Genomic DNA, 15,599 nt, shown 5'->3' with positions numbered 1-15,599 from the left:
CCTGATTACTGACTGGGCCTGCAGGGCCCGGGCCGAGCAATCATCAGATATATTGAGAGCATTGATGAAAAAGACAGCATTGATAACCGGCATCACCGGGCAGGACGGCGCGTATCTGGCGGAGCTCCTGCTCGCCAAGGGTTACGAGGTTCACGGGCTTGCACGGCGATCGAGCACGGCCGACGTCAACACCACGCGACTGAAATGGCTGGGCATCGAGAAGGATGTCCGGATCGTCGACGGAAATCTGACGGACCTGTCCGGTCTGGCGCGCACGATGCGCGACATAAGGCCGGACGAAGTCTACAATCTTGCGGCTCAGTCCTTCGTCAAATCCTCATGGCAGCAGCCGATCCTGACGGGCAACGTCACCGGCATGGGCGTGACCAACGTGCTCGAGGCGCTGCGCCTCGAAATCCCCGAAGCTCATTTCTATCAGGCCTCGTCGTCGGAAATGTACGGTCTTATCCGCGAGCCGATGCAGTCGGAGGCCACACCCTTCTACCCGCGCTCCCCTTATGCGGTCGCGAAGCTCTATGGCCACTGGATCACCGTTAATTATCGCGAGAGCTTTGGCCTGCATGCGTCGAGCGGCATCCTGTTCAATCACGAATCGCCGCTTCGCGGCATCGAGTTCGTGACCCGCAAGGTCACCGACGCGGTTGCGCGCATCAAGAAAGGCATGGCCACGGAATTGCGGCTCGGCAACATTGATGCCAAGCGCGACTGGGGTCATTCGAGGGACTATGTCCGCGCCATGTGGCTGATGTTGCAGCAGGACCAGCCGGACGACTATGTCGTCGCCACCGGCAGGACGACGACCGTGCGCGACATGTGCCGGATTGCGTTCGAGCATGTGGGGTTGAAGATGGACGACCACCTTGTGATAGATCCCGATCTGTTCAGGCCGGCGGAAGTCGCGGTGCTGCTGGGAAATCCGGCCAAGGCCAAGGCAAAGCTGGGATGGGAGGCTGCGATCTCGCTGGAGGAGATGATCCGCGAAATGGTGGATGCCGACCTCGAACGTCATTCCAACCCGCCGAGACGCTGGTGATCGGAAAGCCCTTTTTGTCAAAATGGTCGGTACGTTGAAGCATCGCATCCTGGTAACCGGAGCCAGTGGGTTTGTCGGCACGGCCTTGTTGCAGTTGCTGGAGCGGGAGCACGCTGGCTGCGAGGTGTTCGTTCTCGGTCACGGCGAAGGACGGCGAAACCCGATCGATTTGCGGGACCGGGAGGCGGTCGATGACGCCGTCCGCGAAATCCAACCCACCGCGCTTGTCCATTTGGCGGCGGTCGCCGCTCCTTCCGATGCACGCAACGCGCCGCGGCATGCCTGGGACGTCAATGTGACGGGAACGATGAATCTGGCCGAATCCGTGATGCGCCATGCTCCGGGGGCCAGGTTCGTCTACGTTGGCAGCTCGGAAGCCTATGGGGCCTCTTTCCAGAGCGCGACTGGCCCCGTGACGGAAGACACGCCGCTCCGGCCGCTGAACGTCTACGGTGCCACCAAAGCCGCCGCGGACCTTATGATCGGGCAAATGTCCTATGATGGCCTGCGTGCCATTCGTTTTCGTCCGTTCAATCACACCGGCCCTGGCCAGTCCGACACCTATGTGGTCTCCGATTTCGCACGCCAGGTCGCCGAGATCTTGTCGGGCAAGCGCGAGCCGGTCATTCATGTCGGAAATCTGGAAGCCGAGCGCGACTTTCTCGACGTTCGCGACGTCGTGCTCGCCTATGCGATCGCCGCGATCCAGGACTCAGAGGCCGGACCTGACTGCGTCTATAACGTCGCGTCCGGACGACCTCGCAGAATTCGAGCGATCCTGGATGCGCTTATTGCACAGTCGGGCATCGACATCGAAGTGCGTGCGGACCTGGAAAGACTTCGACCGAACGAGATCCCCGCTGCCTGTGGTGATGCATCCAGGGCACGGGAAAGGCTGAATTGGACGCCTCTGGTGCCGTTCGAACAAACATTAGCCGATGTTTTGGGATATTGGCGCCGGATATGCAGCACCCGCTGACGCTACAAGCCCGCAAAGGTCGAACATATGTTCCGAAGCCTCTGGCAATATCGCCATTTTGTGACGCAGGGTTCGTGCGAGACCGCTGCATGGCGGATGACAGCAAGCAACAGCGTCGAAGAATTCAAAACCGACAATTGACAAGCCAGTGCACGAAACCTAAGCACGGGCAACTTGACGTCGAGGCGGGGGCCGCGGTAGTTCAAGGAGAGCTTGTTGAAAGGAATTGTCCTTGCGGGCGGCAGCGGAACACGTCTCTATCCGCTAACATTAGCAGTATCTAAGCAAATACTGCCGATCTACGACAAGCCGATGATCTACTACCCGCTGAGCGTGTTGATGCTCGCGGGAATCCGCGAGATTTTGGTCATTTCAACGCCACGCGACTTGCCGGTCTTCCGTGAGCTGTTGGGCGACGGTTCCGAATTCGGTGTGGAGCTTTCCTACGCCGAGCAGCCTCAGCCGAACGGTCTGGCCGAGGCTTTCATCATCGGCCGTGACTTCATCGGCAAGGACAGCGTTTCGATGATTCTCGGCGACAACATCTATTTCGGCGAAGGCCTGTCGCAGCTCTGTCGCACCGCGGCGGCATGTGAAAGCGGCGCCTCGGTGTTCGCCTACCATGTCGACGATCCGGAGCGTTACGGCGTGGTTTCGTTCGACAAGGCCACCGGCAGGGCTTTGACGATCGAGGAGAAGCCGCAGAAGCCGAAGTCGAACTGGGCCGTCACAGGTCTCTATTTCTACGACAACGATGTCGTCGACATCGCCTCGACGATACGCCCTTCGGCGCGCGGCGAGCTCGAGATCACGGCGGTCAACAATGTCTATCTCGAACGCGGCGAGCTGCAGGTGCATCAGCTCGGCCGCGGCTATGCCTGGCTCGATACCGGCACGCATGACAGCCTGCATGAAGCTTCATCCTTCGTGCGCACCATCGAGCATCGCCAGGGCATCAAGGTCGCTTGCCCGGAGGAAATCGCCTTCGAGCAGGGCTGGCTCGATGCGGACAAAGTTCTGGAACGCGCCGCGCGCCTGGGCAAGAATGAGTATGCTGCCTATCTGCGCAAGCGCGTCGCCGATCTGACGGAGGAACGAGGTGCTTGAGGTCAGGCCGCTCGGCCTCGAAGGCGTGCTGGAGATCGTCCCGAAGCGGCACGGCGACGCACGCGGTTTTTTCAGCGAAACCTGGAACGCCGCCCGTTTCGCCGAGGCCGGCATCGATCTCGTCTTCGTGCAGGACAATCATTCCTATTCAGCCGCGGCCGGCGTGCTGCGCGGCCTGCACTACCAGTTGCCGCCGCGCGCCCAGGACAAGCTGCTGCGCGTTATCCGGGGCAGTGTGTTCGATGTCGCGGTCGACATCCGTCGCGCCTCGCCGACCTTCGGCAAATGGGTGGCGCTGGAGATATCGGCTGAGAAGGGCAACCAGATCCTGGTGCCGAAAGGCTTCGCGCACGGCTTCGCTACGCTCGTGCCGGATACCGAGGTGCTGTACAAGGTGACCGACACCTATTCGCCCGAGCATGACCGCTCGATCCGTTTCGACGATCCGGCAATCGGCATCGAATGGCCGGCTATTGCCGGTGGCTTCCAGCTTTCGGACAAGGATCGCAAGGCGCCATTGCTTGCCATGGCCGAGGTGTTTGCGTGAGGAGGGACGGCCGCATGAATTTCCTGGTCACCGGCGGCGCCGGCTTCATCGGCTCCGCCGTCTGCCGGCATCTGTGCGCCAACCCGGCCTACCGCGTCACCAATCTCGACAAGCTCACCTATGCCGGAAACCTCGCATCGCTCAGGCCGATCGAGAACGCGCACAACTACCGCTTCGAGCAGGCCGACATCTGCGACGAGCGTGCGGTGCTGGAGATATTGCACCGCGACGACATCGACATCGTCATGAACCTCGCCGCCGAGAGCCATGTCGACCGCTCGATCGATGGCCCCGGCGCCTTCATCGAGACCAACATCGTCGGCACTTACCGCATCCTGAACGTCGCGCTCGACTACTGGCGCGGCCTGTCCGAGGCTCGCCAAGGCCGCTTCCGCTTCCACCATGTCTCGACCGACGAGGTGTTCGGCGACCTGCCCTTCGACAGCGGCATGTTCGTCGAGGAGACGCCCTATGCGCCGTCCTCGCCCTATTCGGCATCGAAGGCCGCCTCCGACCATCTGGTGCGGGCCTGGCACGAGACCTACGGCCTGCCGGTCGTGCTTTCCAATTGCTCGAACAATTACGGCCCCTATCATTTCCCGGAAAAACTGATCCCGCTGGTCATCCTCAACGCGCTCGACGAGAAGCCGCTGCCGGTCTACGGCGCCGGCGCCAATGTGCGCGACTGGCTGTTCGTCGAGGATCACGCGCGGGCGCTGGAGCTGGTCGCGACCAAGGGCCGGCCGGGCGAGAGCTACAATGTCGGCGGCAATTCCGAGCGCACCAATCTCGGCGTCGTCGAGACGATCTGCGATCTTCTCGACCTGAGGCGGCCGCGCGCCGGTGGCGCGAGCTACCGCGACCTGATCACCTTCGTCACCGACCGCCCCGGCCACGATCGCCGCTATGCGATCGACGCCTCCAAGATCGCACGCGACCTCGGCTGGGCGCCGAAGGAGAATTTCGACAGCGGCCTGGCAAGGACGGTGGACTGGTTTCTCGACAACAAATGGTGGTGGGGGCCGATCCGCGAGCAGCGCTACAATGGCGAGCGGCTGGGCCAGGGTTCGATCGGAAACAGTTCGATCGGAAACGGTCCAATCCAAGACAGCCCCATCGAAAGCAGCCCGATCGAGAGCACCGGGAGCAGGAGGGTGGCCACGTGAGGCTTGCCGTCACCGGACGCGAGGGCCAGGTTGCCGCTAGCCTGCTGGAGCGGGCCTATAGCGATGTCGAAGTCGTCGCCGTCGGCCGCCCAGTGCTCGACTTGGCGCGGGCCGACACGGTGTTTGCAGCGCTCGAGGCGGCAAGGCCGGACATCGTCGTTTCGGCAGCCGCCTACACCGCCGTCGACCAGGCCGAGGACGAGAAGGACCTGGCCTTCGCGGTGAACGCAACCGGCGCCGGCAAGGTGGCCGAGGCGGCCACGAAGCTCGGCGTACCCGTCATCCATCTGTCGACCGACTATGTCTTTGACGGCACCAAGGACGGCGCCTATGTCGAGACCGACGCCACCGCGCCGCTCGGCGTCTACGGCGCCTCCAAGTTTGCCGGCGAGCAAGCCGTGGCCGCAGCCAACCCACGCCACCTCATCCTGCGCACCGCCTGGGTCTACAGCCCCTTCGGCAAGAACTTCGTCAAGACGATGCTGAGGCTTGCCGCCGACCGCGACGAGATTTCGGTTGTGGCGGACCAATGGGGCACTCCGACCTCAGCGCTCGACATCGCCGACGCGATCCTGCATGCGGCGGCGAGGCTGCAAGACGAAAAGAATTTCGCCGCCTTTGGTGTCTACCATGTGGCTGGCGGCGGTGAGACCAATTGGAGCGGCTTTGCCCGTCACATCCTCGACACAAGCAGGGCGTTTGGTGGCCCGCATGCGAGCGTGCGCGATATCGCTACGGCGGACTATCCGACCAAGGCGAAGCGCCCGGCCAACTCGCGGCTTTCGAGCGCGAAGTTTGCGTCTGCGTTCGGATGGACAGGGCCGGAGTGGCAGGAGTCAGTGGAAGCAGTTGTGCGCCGGCTGGTGGGGAGCGAGACGAAACAGGCATTGAGCGCATGAACAAGCGTCCGCTATCGGAAAACCTGCGAGGTGCAGCATCCGACCAGCAAGTTGCGGCTCAGGCAGCGCCGGAGACACGCGCCAAGCCAAAACTGGCCAAGCGCACCTGCATTATGGTGCTCGGCATGCATCGCTCGGGGACGAGTGCCCTGACGAGGGCGATCAGCCTGCTGGGCGCGGAACTGCCGAGGAATACACTCGGCGCCAATCCGACCAATCCTGCTGGTCATTGGGAACCGAGTCCCTTGATCGAACTTCATGAGCAGATGCTGGCGGAGGCAGGCAGCCGGTGGGACGATTGGCGGTCCTTCGAGCAAACCGATCTCGGGGCAGCGCGGCTGCGCTTCTACAAAGCCGAGATCGCAAAGCTGATTGATGAGGAATATGGCAGCGCGCCACTTTTTGTCCTCAAGGAGCCGCGCATTTCTCGTTTCGTGCCGCTTTATGCAGAAATCCTGAAGCGAATGAACGTTGAGGTTCGCTACGTCCTGACCCAACGCAACCCCTTGGCAGTGATTGCTTCGCTCGAAAAGCGCGATGGGTTCACATTCGGCTTCAGTGCTCTCTTATGGCTGCGGCACGAGTTGGAGGCAGAACGCGCAACGCGAGGCAAGTCGCGTGTATTCGTGTCGTATGAAGCGATGCTTGACGACTGGCGAGCCGGTGTCGACAAAATTACCGAAGCTTTGCAGGTTAAGTGGCCGCAGCCGTCAGTCGAAGCCATCTCAACACATTTTTCGATGGATCATCAGCATCATACTGCAAGCGCCGACCTGCTGTATGCCGACCCACGGATCGCTGATTGGGTCAAGCAGGCGTACTCGGCGTTGGAAGATCTTGAAAAAGATCCCTCCGATGTCGTGGCGATGGCAAGGCTCGATGCCGTGCGGATTTCCTTCGACAGTGTCGCTCCGGTGTTTGGTGAGGCCTTCTTCCGTGAGGTCGACTCACGCGCCCGAAAATCGGCCCAGGCGGGCTCGCAGTTACAGCGCCTGGCGGATGAGCGGGCTGCGGAAATTGATAGCCAGGCAGCAGAACTGGCAAAGCTTCATCAGGAGATTGAAGCCAAAGATAAATATCTGACGGAGCAGCAGGAAACCCAGCAGCGCTTGGCCGGTGAACACGCCGCAGGACTCGAAAAACTTCAGTTGGAAGCGGCAGCAAAAGACACAGAACTGGCCGAGAAACGGGACGCGCTTCAGCGACTAATTGCCGAGAGCTCAGCGCGTGAGGCTGAGTTAATCGCGGAGATTGAGCACGAACGACGAGGCGCGGCTCGTTTGCTCCAAGAGTCGGAAATTCTTAGAGCGGAAATTAAAGAAATAAAAGATAGCTCTTCGTGGAAGATTACTTATCCGTTCAGGTACGCAAAGTCACTGATTAAGCGGGGGGCCGGGTGACAAGTGATGTCTAGTGGTCAACCGCTTGTATCGATTATTATACCTGTCAAGAACGGCATGCCTTATGTCGCTGATCTGTATAAAATGCTTAAGTGCCAAGAGGTAGATTTTGAGTTCGAGGTAATTGTTATTGATTCCGGTTCTACTGATGAATCGTTAAGCGTTTTTCCTGGAGGTGATGAGCGATTTAGGCTGGTTCAAATCCCATCCTCTTCGTTTGGCCACGGGCGAACAAGAAATTTTGGCGTGGAGTCCGCTCGTGGAGAACTGTGTGCGTTCTTGACGCATGACGCGGTGCCGGCTGATTCCCTGTGGCTGCGAGAGCTTGTGAGGCCGCTGCGCGAAGACGAAAACATTGCTGCGTCATTCGGAAGGCATATTGCACACCAGGGTGCCTCCCCATTCACGACCTGGGAGCTGGAGACGCACTTCAACGGGCTGAAGCAGTGGCCGGTTGTTTGGATATCAGATGCGCGAGAGTATTCGAGAAACCAGGGCCTGCGGCAGGTTTTCCATTTCTATTCTGACAATTCATCGTGCCTGAGGAAATCTGTTTGGAGGAGCTATCCTTACCCAGATGTTTCCTATGCGGAGGATCAACTTTGGGCAAAAATGATTATAGAGGCTGGTTACAAAAAGGCCTTTTCTTGGAATTCTGTGGTACATCATTCTCACGAGTATTCATTCTGGGGTAGGTTATCAAGAAGTTACGATGAGTCAAAGGCGTTAAATAGCCTATTTGGATACAAGATGTCATCGTCAAAAAAGGAATTAATAAGACAAATAGTCAGAACTACAGTTCGGGATATGAAAAATGCCATCGAGAACGGCTGGATTTTCTCCGACTTTGGCGCGGTGATAAGACAGCCATTTGACAATATCGCGCGCCAAGTCGGTTACTATCTTGGCACGGCGAATCTATCGCTTGTGAATAGAAATGAAGCGACGTTTTCACGCGACAAACGGCTGATGGAGCGCTGAGCAGTTATGCTGAACAATCTGAGGCGATTCAGGACCGTCGCAGCGCGTGATGGAATTAGAGTGGCCACTCGAAAGGCGCTGACTAGAGCGGTTGGCAGCGTTCCCAGCGTGCTTCAGGGTAAGATAGATATCTTCCGCCACTACGAGAGCTTGCTGGGCGAAGAGCAGGGGTTTGGAATTAAAATTTCATCGGAAAATGTGCCCGAGGGTTCGATGACCTGGGTCGTGCCGGATTTCAATGCTTCATCCGGAGGGCACATAAACATTCTTCGTTTCATGGCCTTGCTCAAGCAGAATGGTTTTCCAGAGCAGCGCCTAGTCGTTATCGAGCCCCATCGATGGAACTCGAACGCAGAGGCTCAAGCTGCGCTGGATGCAGCTTTCGGCGATCATGGTGTAGTTGTTTCGCTGGGTGCGCGATCGATTGAGCCGTGCCAGTATCTCGTAGCAACTGGCTGGCAGACCGCCTATTGGGTCTCAAAATACAGAGACGCCGCTCGAAAGCTTTATTTCATTCAGGACTTCGAGCCGGCGTTTTACGCCCATGGAACGGAGTATACGCTTGCCGAAAATACCTATAGACTGGGATTAACAGGCATCACCGCTGGACGCTGGCTAGCTGATAAATTACACGAAGACTATGGGATGAGAACCATGGCTTTCGATTTTGCCTGTGATTTGGAACTTTATCAGCGTCAACCGAAACGTCCCTCAAAGACAAAGCATATTTTTTCTATGCCAGGCCTGTCACGCCTCGTAGATGTTTTGAACTCGGGCTTCTCGCGCTAAAAAAGGTTTGCGACCGGATGCCGGAGGCAGCGGTGATCTTTGCCGGCTGGGATGTCAGCGGTTATGAGATTCCCTTTCATCATTTAAATGCCGGCACTTTGGCTGTGTCGAGCCTTCCTGATCTCTATTCGCAATGCGACGTCGCGTTGATTCTGTCGTCTACAAACCTGTCCCTCCTTCCGCTGGAGATGGCCGCTTGTGGCTGCCCGCTTGTCATAAATCGTGGAGCAAATGCGAGTTGGTTGTTGCCGGAAGAGGAGGCCTATTATTGCGACATGGACGTGGATTCGATTGCGGCCCGACTCATGGAAGCGCTTGAGGATCCTGAGGGGGCGGCAAGGCGTGCATCGCTAGCGCTAAAGAGGGCCCAGGGCGCCAGCTGGAAGGTAGAGGCTGAGAAGATTTCTGCGTTTCTGAGAGAGATAGCATGATCGGAGTTTTTGGAGGATCAGGCTTCATCGGCCGCAATCTGGTTGACTGTCTCAACGAGGAGCAACGAAGTTTCCGGGTTTTTTCCAGGCGGAAAGTCGTTGGTCTGCATGCCGAAACCAAAATCATCGATTTTGAGCAGCCAGAAAGTTATCGGGAGTATTTGAAGGGGCTGGAGACGGTCATCCTTCTCGTCAGTGCATCGGTGCCCAGTACCTTTGCCAACGATATCGCATCTGAAGTCGAAAGAAACGTGCTCCCATATTCGCGCTTTCTGCGCGCTGCCCGATCCACTGGGATTCGCCATATCGTCTACGTCTCATCGGGAGGAGCCGTCTACGGACAGCCTATTGCACCGATCATTACCGAAGAGCACCCCACGAACCCCATAAGCCCTTATGGATGTGCCAAGCTGATGATCGAGGAAATGATCCGGACGATGTCGACTGAAGGGGGGTGGACCTATACGATTCTCCGGGCGTCCAATCCAATCGGACGCTATCAATCATCGGAAAAGGGGCAAGGCCTTGTCGCGCGCGCGCTTGACGCCGCCGTTTCAAATACTGCTTTGGATATTTGGGGCGATGGAACCAGCTTGCGGGACTATATCGATGTCAGGGATCTGTGTGATGTCATAGCGCGCTCTCTAACTGCTGAAGTTGTGAAGAATGAGATATATAATGTTGGCTCTGGGAGCGTGTACAGCATAAATGAGATAGTAGAAATATGCTCTTCTGTATCTCGAACTGAAATAAAGAAGAACTATATATCCCAAAAGAGCTTTCTAGTTAAGGACGTTAAGCTAAGCATTGATAAGGCGATGCGTGATCTGAATTGGAAACCGAAATTTGATGTTTGGTCCTCCATAGAATCTGAGTTCACCCATACGATTGCCTTGATTCCCGGTTATAGCGCGGGTCGCACTTCTGTTGTTTGATCTTTATGGCAAGTTAGATCTGACGTTGTGCTATACGTCGGTATAAAATCGTGGGCGTGATAGAACAGTTGCCAGGATGGTAGAACTTCTCTCTCTTTTTCCGTTGACCATATCCTTGATACGTCGCGAGGTAGTTGGTCGCTATCGAGGGTCGGCATTTGGATTATTTTGGTCTCTGCTAAATCCGCTGTTCATGCTAGCCGTCTACACGTTCGTTTTCGGCTTCGTGATGAAATCACGATGGCAGATGCCTGACCAGCAGAACGCTCAACATTCGACTGGCGAGTTCGCGGTGATTTTATTTTGCGGGCTAATCGTCTATCAGTTCTTTGCTGAGGTGGTGTCGTTGGCCCCGGGATTGGTGGTGGCCAATGCAAGCTACGTCAAAAAGGTTGTCTTCCCGATCCAGATACTACCCGCGGTTTCGGCCGGAGCGGCACTGTTTCATGCGGGGGTTAGCCTGATGGTGCTGCTGGTCTTCGCCTACATCGTCTTCGGCCATATTCCATTTACGGTGGTACTCGCCCCAGTGATGTTCGCGCCCCTGATTGTCATGGTGCTCGGTATCGCTTGGGCATTGGCATCGATCGGCGTCTATTTTCGTGACATGGGCCAAATCGTGGCGCCGTTGGTCACCGCGACTCTGTTCCTGTCTCCTGTATTCTTCCAACGAACATCATTGCCAATCTGGCTGCAGCCTTGGCTTTCACTCAACCCGCTTGCGGTCCCGGTCGAGAGTTTCCGCAATGTAGTCATCTTCGGCGTGCAACCAGATTGGACGTCGCTTGGTAATTATTCGGTCGTCGCGATTGCAGTCGCATTTATCGGCTATCAGTTTTTCCAGAAGACTCGCAAGGGATTCGCCGATGTCCTCTAGTAAATCGGATTTCGCTTATTGGATAGATCATCAGTCATGACCAGCGGTGATGTTGCCATCCGCTTGCAGGATGTGACGAAGGTTTATCGAATCTACACGCACCCCAAGGATCGACTAATCCAAATGGTAACGCTCGGCCGTGTTCGGCGGTTTCGAGAGTATCCAGCCATACACGGAGTGTCGTTTGAGGTGCTTCGGGGAGAAACGATCGGTATTATTGGGCGCAATGGGAGCGGAAAGTCGACACTTCTTCAAATGATTGGCGGCGGGTTGTACCCGACATCTGGTACCATCGATCAGAAGGGCAAGCTGTATTCCCTCCAGCTTGGAACTGGCTTTAATCCGGAATTTACTGGACGTGAGAATGCCTATCTTGGAGCCGAGATCATCGGAATGTCGAAATCCGAAGCGAACGCGAGGATGGATTCCATTCTGGATTTTGCCGGCATAGGTGATTTCATCGACCAGCCAGTGAAAACCTATTCAAGTGGCATGTATGCTCGCCTTGCCTTTGCCGTTGCCGCGCATCTGCCCGCAGATATCCTGCTCGTAGACGAAGTCTTGGCTGTTGGTGATCTCGCCTTTTCGCAGAAATGTATGCGTTTCATCCATGAGTTCAAATCGCGCGGGACTCTGCTCTTATGTGCGCACGACCTAGGTTCGGTTATGGCCTTATGTTCCCGCGTTGTTTGGATCGACGGTGGGAAAGTCCGCATGATTGGACCAACGAAAGAAGTTTGCGACGAGTACCGCCGTGCGATCGAACTCGAAGGGGACAGCACCGCGGAGTTAAAATTCGGTGGCCGCCGCGGCGAGCGCCCTCTCGAAAGTCCGCCGCCTCCAGACCACCGCGCGGAAATGTTGCGTTCGTCGGCACTTACCAATGACATCCAGGTTTTCGATTTTGATGATGACGCCGCTTGGATCGGTGCGAGGTCGGGGTCGATCGTTTCTGCAGGGTTAAAAAGCGCGACAGGTTCGCCGGTCGTCAATCTCTCGGGTGGAGAAAATGTGGTCTTTGAGGTCAAAGCAAAGGCGCACGTGGACCTTGAACATCCAATCGTGGGATTTAGTGTGCGTGACCGACACGGCCAGGTTGTCTTTGCGGATAATACGTTTCTGACCTATCGTCACGACGGCGTCGTTGCACGCGCTAGCGAGGCGATCATTGCCCGGTTCGCATTCCAGATGCCCTACCTTCCAACTGGCGATTATGGGATCACGGTCGCGTTGGCGACCGGAAGTCAGGCAGAACACATCAAGCAGCATCGTGTCGATGATGCCATTTTCTTCCACGTTGTTTCATCGCACGTGGCGAAGGGCTTGGTTGGCATTCCGATGCAGTCGATCACGTTGGAGGCCTTCGATGAAGGTAGACAGGAGTTTTCTGCATGACGGCCCGTGACGACCTTTATCTCGATCTTCTAAAGCGCTCGCTGCTTAACTGCGTGTATCTCGATAATGAGCTTCGTATCATCTATCTGCGCAACTGTATTGGCGGGTCCGAGCTGTTTGACAGTCGAGTTCTACACGATATCCGTCGTGAGCGGGCCGAAACTTATGCTGAGATGACGGCTGGGCGCGCTGATGGCAGGTTCCTTGGCCGGGATATCCGCAACGCTGGGTATTCACATACGATGATCGGGCGAGCGCGTTTGGACATGCTCCATAAATGTCTCGACAAGGTGGTTGTCGATGGCGTTCCTGGAGATTTCGTCGAGTGCGGCGTGTGGCGTGGTGGAAGCTGTATTTTTATGGCGGGGTATCTGAAAGTAAATCCAGCCGAGAAACGCCGGATTTTCGTCGCGGATAGTTTCGATGGGTTACCTGCTCCCAGCTTTGAGCAGGATATTGGACTTGATCTGAGTAAAGTGGTCTACCCGGAACTCGCGGTGGATGATGAAACTGTCCGCGAGAACTTTAGAGTTTACGACCTGGATTCCAACGCTGTCGTGTTTGTGAAGGGATGGTTCAAAGACACACTTCCTCAGCTCCAGACATGCGAAATTGCGCTGCTGCGCCTGGATGGCGATCTTTATGAGTCGACGATGGACTCTCTTGAAGCGTTGTATGAAAAAGTTTCGCCAGGTGGAATCGTAATTATCGATGACTACGCAATTGAGCAGTGCCGTCTTGCAGTTGAAGACTATTTCGCGCGAAAGTCGTGGGATCTTCCGCAGATGAACAAGGTTGATTGGACGGGCGTTTGGTTCCGTAAGGCGGCGTAATGGATTATCTTGCAGCCTTATCGTTGATACACAGGATATTGCAACCCCGGAACTATCTCGAAATTGGGTGTCGCTTCGGTCATAGCCTTGCTTTGTCAGAAGCGCCATCGATCGGGGTCGACCCGAATTATGAGATTAGGGCACCGTTACAGGCGCCAACCCGTTTGTTCGCTGAAACAAGTGACGATTTCTTCAAGCGAGATGTCGCTTCGCTTGTGGGTGGCCCGGTCGATCTTGCCTTTATCGATGGCATGCACAACGCGGAGTTCGCGCTGCGTGATTTCATCAATTGTGAACGTGCGAGTCACGCCCAGGGTGTCATTGTAATCGATGATGTGTTGCCGCGGGACATTGCTCACGCGAGTCGGGTACGGAACACTCAAGTTTGGACCGGCGATGTTTATAAGTTGGTTGCAATCTTGCGGAAATTCCGACCCGACTTGATCGTAGAAACATACGATGTCGAGATGAAAGGATTATGCATTGTCTCCGGATTAAGACCAGGCGACACTACGTTGACGGAAGCCTATCGCGACATCGAAGACAGCATCTTACGCGAAGACTATCAACTGGAAACCGTGGAGGAGATCGCGCGGATTGTTGCTCCGCACCCCACTGCATCTTTGGAGGCTGATCTTCTGCGACTGGAAAGATGCCGATCGAAACGAAGCTACAAAACTGGGCTCGCTCGCGTCAATCTCCTTAGCTACCAAGCCGGGACGATGAAGTATCGTTACCGCAACGTTCCATGTCTGAAAAGCCCCATAGACATTGCAATCTATTTGCAATTGCTCAACGAGCGACCGCCTGCTTCGATTATTGAAATCGGTTCCAAGCACGGAGGCAGCGCCTTGTTGCTCCGCGATATGTGTCGCGCGATGGAAATTCCAACCGAAATTGTCTCGATCGATCTAGATCCGCCAAGTCTGTCTGTTTCGGAAGGGATTCGTTTCCTCCGAGGTGACGCAGCCAACCTCGAGGTTCTGTTTCGTCAGCAGAGGCTTTTTGACCTACCGCGGCCTTGGCTGGTTATCGAGGATTCGGCTCATAGCTACGCCGTCTGTACTTCGGTTTTGGAGTTTTTCGAGGAGCATCTCCGCACTGGCGAATATCTTGTTATGGAGGATGGTGTGCTCGACGATCTCGGATGGTCGGCACGTTATCAGGGGGGGCCCAACAGAGCAATCTCCGAATTCCTTGCAAGAGCGCCTCAGTCTTTTGAGATAGACATCGCTTACTGCGATATGTTTGGTCAGAATATGACCTACAATCCCAACGGATACCTACGAAAGATATGAGCTTTTTTTTTCGAAAGCGTCGAACCTTCCTGTCTGTAATCATTTGTATCCATGATATGGCGCGGGAGGCTCCGCGTACAATTCTGTCCGCTTGCTGCCCTTATCAAAAGAATGTTTCGCCTGAGGACTATGAAGTCATTGTAGTCGACAATGGTTCCGCGCATCCTTTTACGTTGCGCGATAGCGAGGAGTTTTCGCCGAAGCCGCGGATCATAAGGGTGCCTAACCCGCAACCGTCACCTGTCTTTGCACTCAATTGGGCAGCAACGCATGTGGCCAGGGGCACTCATATTCTCTTTGCAATCGATGGAGCTCGTATCTTCTCGGACCAACTGATCGCGAACATGTTGAGGGCACACTCAATGTGTACCGATGCGTTTGTCTACACGCTCGGCTGCCACCTCGGGTCGAGCGTACAGATGATCTCGACAACTCAGGGGTACAATGAGGAAGTAGAGGACAAACTTATCGCCGACAGTGGTTGGCCTTCAACGCCATCCGCTATCTATAACATTTCCGTATTTGCGGGGTCTTCCTGCAACGGCTTCTGGAAGCCGATCCTGGAGAGCAATGCGTTCTCGGTATCGCGCCGCCTCCTGGATGCCATAGGTGGTTATCACACAGGCTTTATTTCTCCAGGAGGAGGCTTAGCCAATCTCGAGATTTTCGCTCGATATGTTCAACGTCCTGGCGCAAAAAACGTATGCTTGCTGTCAGACATGACATTCCATCAAGTCCATGGCGGTGTAGCCACGTCAGGGAAGGCTCAGTTCCCCACGCTTGATGAAGAGTATCGTTCAATTTTCAAGCGCGGATATCTTCAGCCGTTCTTTGACGCCATATATCTTGGACCCATTCGCTCAGAGGCCGTAAAGTTTGCAAGGATTGGTCTCGCCGAATAGCTAGAA

The 15,599-nt window shown here is 55.9% G+C and carries 15 protein-coding genes and 1 pseudogene; all 16 read left to right on the top strand.

What is annotated here, in order from left to right:
- Positions 1-64: 64 nt before the first annotated feature.
- The 16 genes and pseudogenes from gmd to EJ070_RS33590 all read left to right on the top strand — a co-directional run bounded on the left by gmd (position 65) and on the right by EJ070_RS33590 (position 15,593).
- Positions 65-1,054: a GDP-mannose 4,6-dehydratase gene (gmd, locus tag EJ070_RS33665; RefSeq protein ID WP_126095184.1), complete on the top strand. Its 990-nt coding sequence runs from the start codon at positions 65-67 to the stop codon at positions 1,052-1,054.
- Complete coding sequence (locus EJ070_RS33660; protein WP_245464761.1) at positions 1,011-2,033, top strand: GDP-mannose 4,6-dehydratase; 1,023 nt, start codon at positions 1,011-1,013, stop codon at positions 2,031-2,033. The genes gmd and EJ070_RS33660 overlap by 44 nt, the downstream gene beginning before the upstream one ends.
- A 216-nt stretch (positions 2,034-2,249) precedes the next feature.
- A complete protein-coding gene (gene rfbA / locus EJ070_RS33655; protein ID WP_126095183.1) occupies positions 2,250-3,140 on the top strand; it encodes a glucose-1-phosphate thymidylyltransferase RfbA in 891 nt (296 codons plus the stop codon).
- Complete coding sequence (rfbC, locus tag EJ070_RS33650; protein ID WP_126095182.1) at positions 3,133-3,687, top strand: dTDP-4-dehydrorhamnose 3,5-epimerase; 555 nt, start codon at positions 3,133-3,135, stop codon at positions 3,685-3,687. The genes rfbA and rfbC overlap by 8 nt, the downstream gene beginning before the upstream one ends.
- Positions 3,688-3,701: 14 nt before the next feature.
- On the top strand, positions 3,702-4,853 hold the full coding sequence (gene rfbB / locus EJ070_RS33645) for a dTDP-glucose 4,6-dehydratase (protein ID WP_245464760.1): 1,152 nt from the start codon (positions 3,702-3,704) through the stop codon (positions 4,851-4,853).
- A complete protein-coding gene (gene rfbD / locus EJ070_RS33640) occupies positions 4,850-5,752 on the top strand; it encodes a dTDP-4-dehydrorhamnose reductase (RefSeq protein WP_126095181.1) in 903 nt (300 codons plus the stop codon). The genes rfbB and rfbD overlap by 4 nt, the downstream gene beginning before the upstream one ends.
- On the top strand, positions 5,749-7,152 hold the full coding sequence (locus EJ070_RS33635; protein WP_189350236.1) for a sulfotransferase: 1,404 nt from the start codon (positions 5,749-5,751) through the stop codon (positions 7,150-7,152). The genes rfbD and EJ070_RS33635 overlap by 4 nt, the downstream gene beginning before the upstream one ends.
- A 6-nt stretch (positions 7,153-7,158) precedes the next feature.
- Positions 7,159-8,133 carry a glycosyltransferase family 2 protein gene (locus EJ070_RS33630; RefSeq protein ID WP_126095179.1) on the top strand — a complete coding sequence of 325 codons (975 nt, stop codon included), beginning with the start codon at positions 7,159-7,161 and terminating at the stop codon, positions 8,131-8,133.
- A 6-nt stretch (positions 8,134-8,139) separates the two neighbouring features.
- Positions 8,140-8,922 (top strand): hypothetical protein, encoded by a 783-nt coding sequence (locus EJ070_RS33625; RefSeq protein ID WP_145967090.1) that lies wholly within the window; start codon positions 8,140-8,142, stop codon positions 8,920-8,922.
- Positions 8,907-9,353, top strand: a pseudogene (locus tag EJ070_RS33620) (glycosyltransferase); the annotation flags it as partial. The gene EJ070_RS33625 and the pseudogene EJ070_RS33620, both read left to right, overlap by 16 nt.
- Positions 9,350-10,288 carry an NAD-dependent epimerase/dehydratase family protein gene (locus EJ070_RS33615; protein WP_126095176.1) on the top strand — a complete coding sequence of 313 codons (939 nt, stop codon included), beginning with the start codon at positions 9,350-9,352 and terminating at the stop codon, positions 10,286-10,288. The pseudogene EJ070_RS33620 and the gene EJ070_RS33615, both read left to right, overlap by 4 nt.
- Positions 10,289-10,364: 76 nt before the next feature.
- A complete protein-coding gene (locus EJ070_RS33610) occupies positions 10,365-11,165 on the top strand; it encodes an ABC transporter permease (protein WP_126095175.1) in 801 nt (266 codons plus the stop codon).
- A 36-nt stretch (positions 11,166-11,201) separates the two neighbouring features.
- Entirely contained in the window at positions 11,202-12,560 is a 1,359-nt protein-coding gene (locus EJ070_RS33605; RefSeq protein WP_126095174.1) for an ABC transporter ATP-binding protein, read from the top strand.
- The gene (locus EJ070_RS33600; protein WP_126095173.1) at positions 12,557-13,393 is read left to right on the top strand and encodes a TylF/MycF/NovP-related O-methyltransferase; all 837 of its coding nucleotides are present in this window, start codon (positions 12,557-12,559) and stop codon (positions 13,391-13,393) included. The genes EJ070_RS33605 and EJ070_RS33600 overlap by 4 nt, the downstream gene beginning before the upstream one ends.
- Entirely contained in the window at positions 13,393-14,691 is a 1,299-nt protein-coding gene (locus tag EJ070_RS33595; RefSeq protein ID WP_126095172.1) for a CmcI family methyltransferase, read from the top strand. The genes EJ070_RS33600 and EJ070_RS33595 overlap by 1 nt, the downstream gene beginning before the upstream one ends.
- Positions 14,688-15,593, top strand: coding sequence for a glycosyltransferase family A protein (locus EJ070_RS33590; protein WP_126095171.1), 906 nt, complete (start codon positions 14,688-14,690; stop codon positions 15,591-15,593). Before EJ070_RS33595 ends, EJ070_RS33590 begins: the two co-directional genes overlap by 4 nt.
- Positions 15,594-15,599 lie beyond the last annotated feature (6 nt).

This window comes from Mesorhizobium sp. M1E.F.Ca.ET.045.02.1.1 (assembly GCF_003952485.1).
Classification (GTDB): Bacteria; Pseudomonadota; Alphaproteobacteria; order Rhizobiales; family Rhizobiaceae; genus Mesorhizobium.
This window is presented reverse-complemented; position numbering and strand designations above follow the sequence as displayed.

Bases quoted from the DNA above. Each gene is read 5' to 3' on its own strand.
- gmd (WP_126095184.1), top strand. From the start codon at position 65: ATGAAAAAGACAGCATTGATAACCGGCATCACCGGGCAGGACGGCGCG.
- EJ070_RS33660 (WP_245464761.1), top strand. From the start codon at position 1,011: ATGCCGACCTCGAACGTCATTCCAACCCGCCGAGACGCTGGTGATCGG.
- rfbB (WP_245464760.1), top strand. From the start codon at position 3,702: ATGAATTTCCTGGTCACCGGCGGCGCCGGCTTCATCGGCTCCGCCGTC.
- EJ070_RS33635 (WP_189350236.1), top strand. From the start codon at position 5,749: ATGAACAAGCGTCCGCTATCGGAAAACCTGCGAGGTGCAGCATCCGAC.
- EJ070_RS33630 (WP_126095179.1), top strand. From the start codon at position 7,159: ATGTCTAGTGGTCAACCGCTTGTATCGATTATTATACCTGTCAAGAAC.
- EJ070_RS33625 (WP_145967090.1), top strand. From the start codon at position 8,140: ATGCTGAACAATCTGAGGCGATTCAGGACCGTCGCAGCGCGTGATGGA.
- EJ070_RS33615 (WP_126095176.1), top strand. From the start codon at position 9,350: ATGATCGGAGTTTTTGGAGGATCAGGCTTCATCGGCCGCAATCTGGTT.
- EJ070_RS33610 (WP_126095175.1), top strand. From the start codon at position 10,365: ATGGTAGAACTTCTCTCTCTTTTTCCGTTGACCATATCCTTGATACGT.
- EJ070_RS33605 (WP_126095174.1), top strand. From the start codon at position 11,202: ATGACCAGCGGTGATGTTGCCATCCGCTTGCAGGATGTGACGAAGGTT.
- EJ070_RS33600 (WP_126095173.1), top strand. From the start codon at position 12,557: ATGACGGCCCGTGACGACCTTTATCTCGATCTTCTAAAGCGCTCGCTG.
- EJ070_RS33595 (WP_126095172.1), top strand. From the start codon at position 13,393: ATGGATTATCTTGCAGCCTTATCGTTGATACACAGGATATTGCAACCC.
- EJ070_RS33590 (WP_126095171.1), top strand. From the start codon at position 14,688: ATGAGCTTTTTTTTTCGAAAGCGTCGAACCTTCCTGTCTGTAATCATT.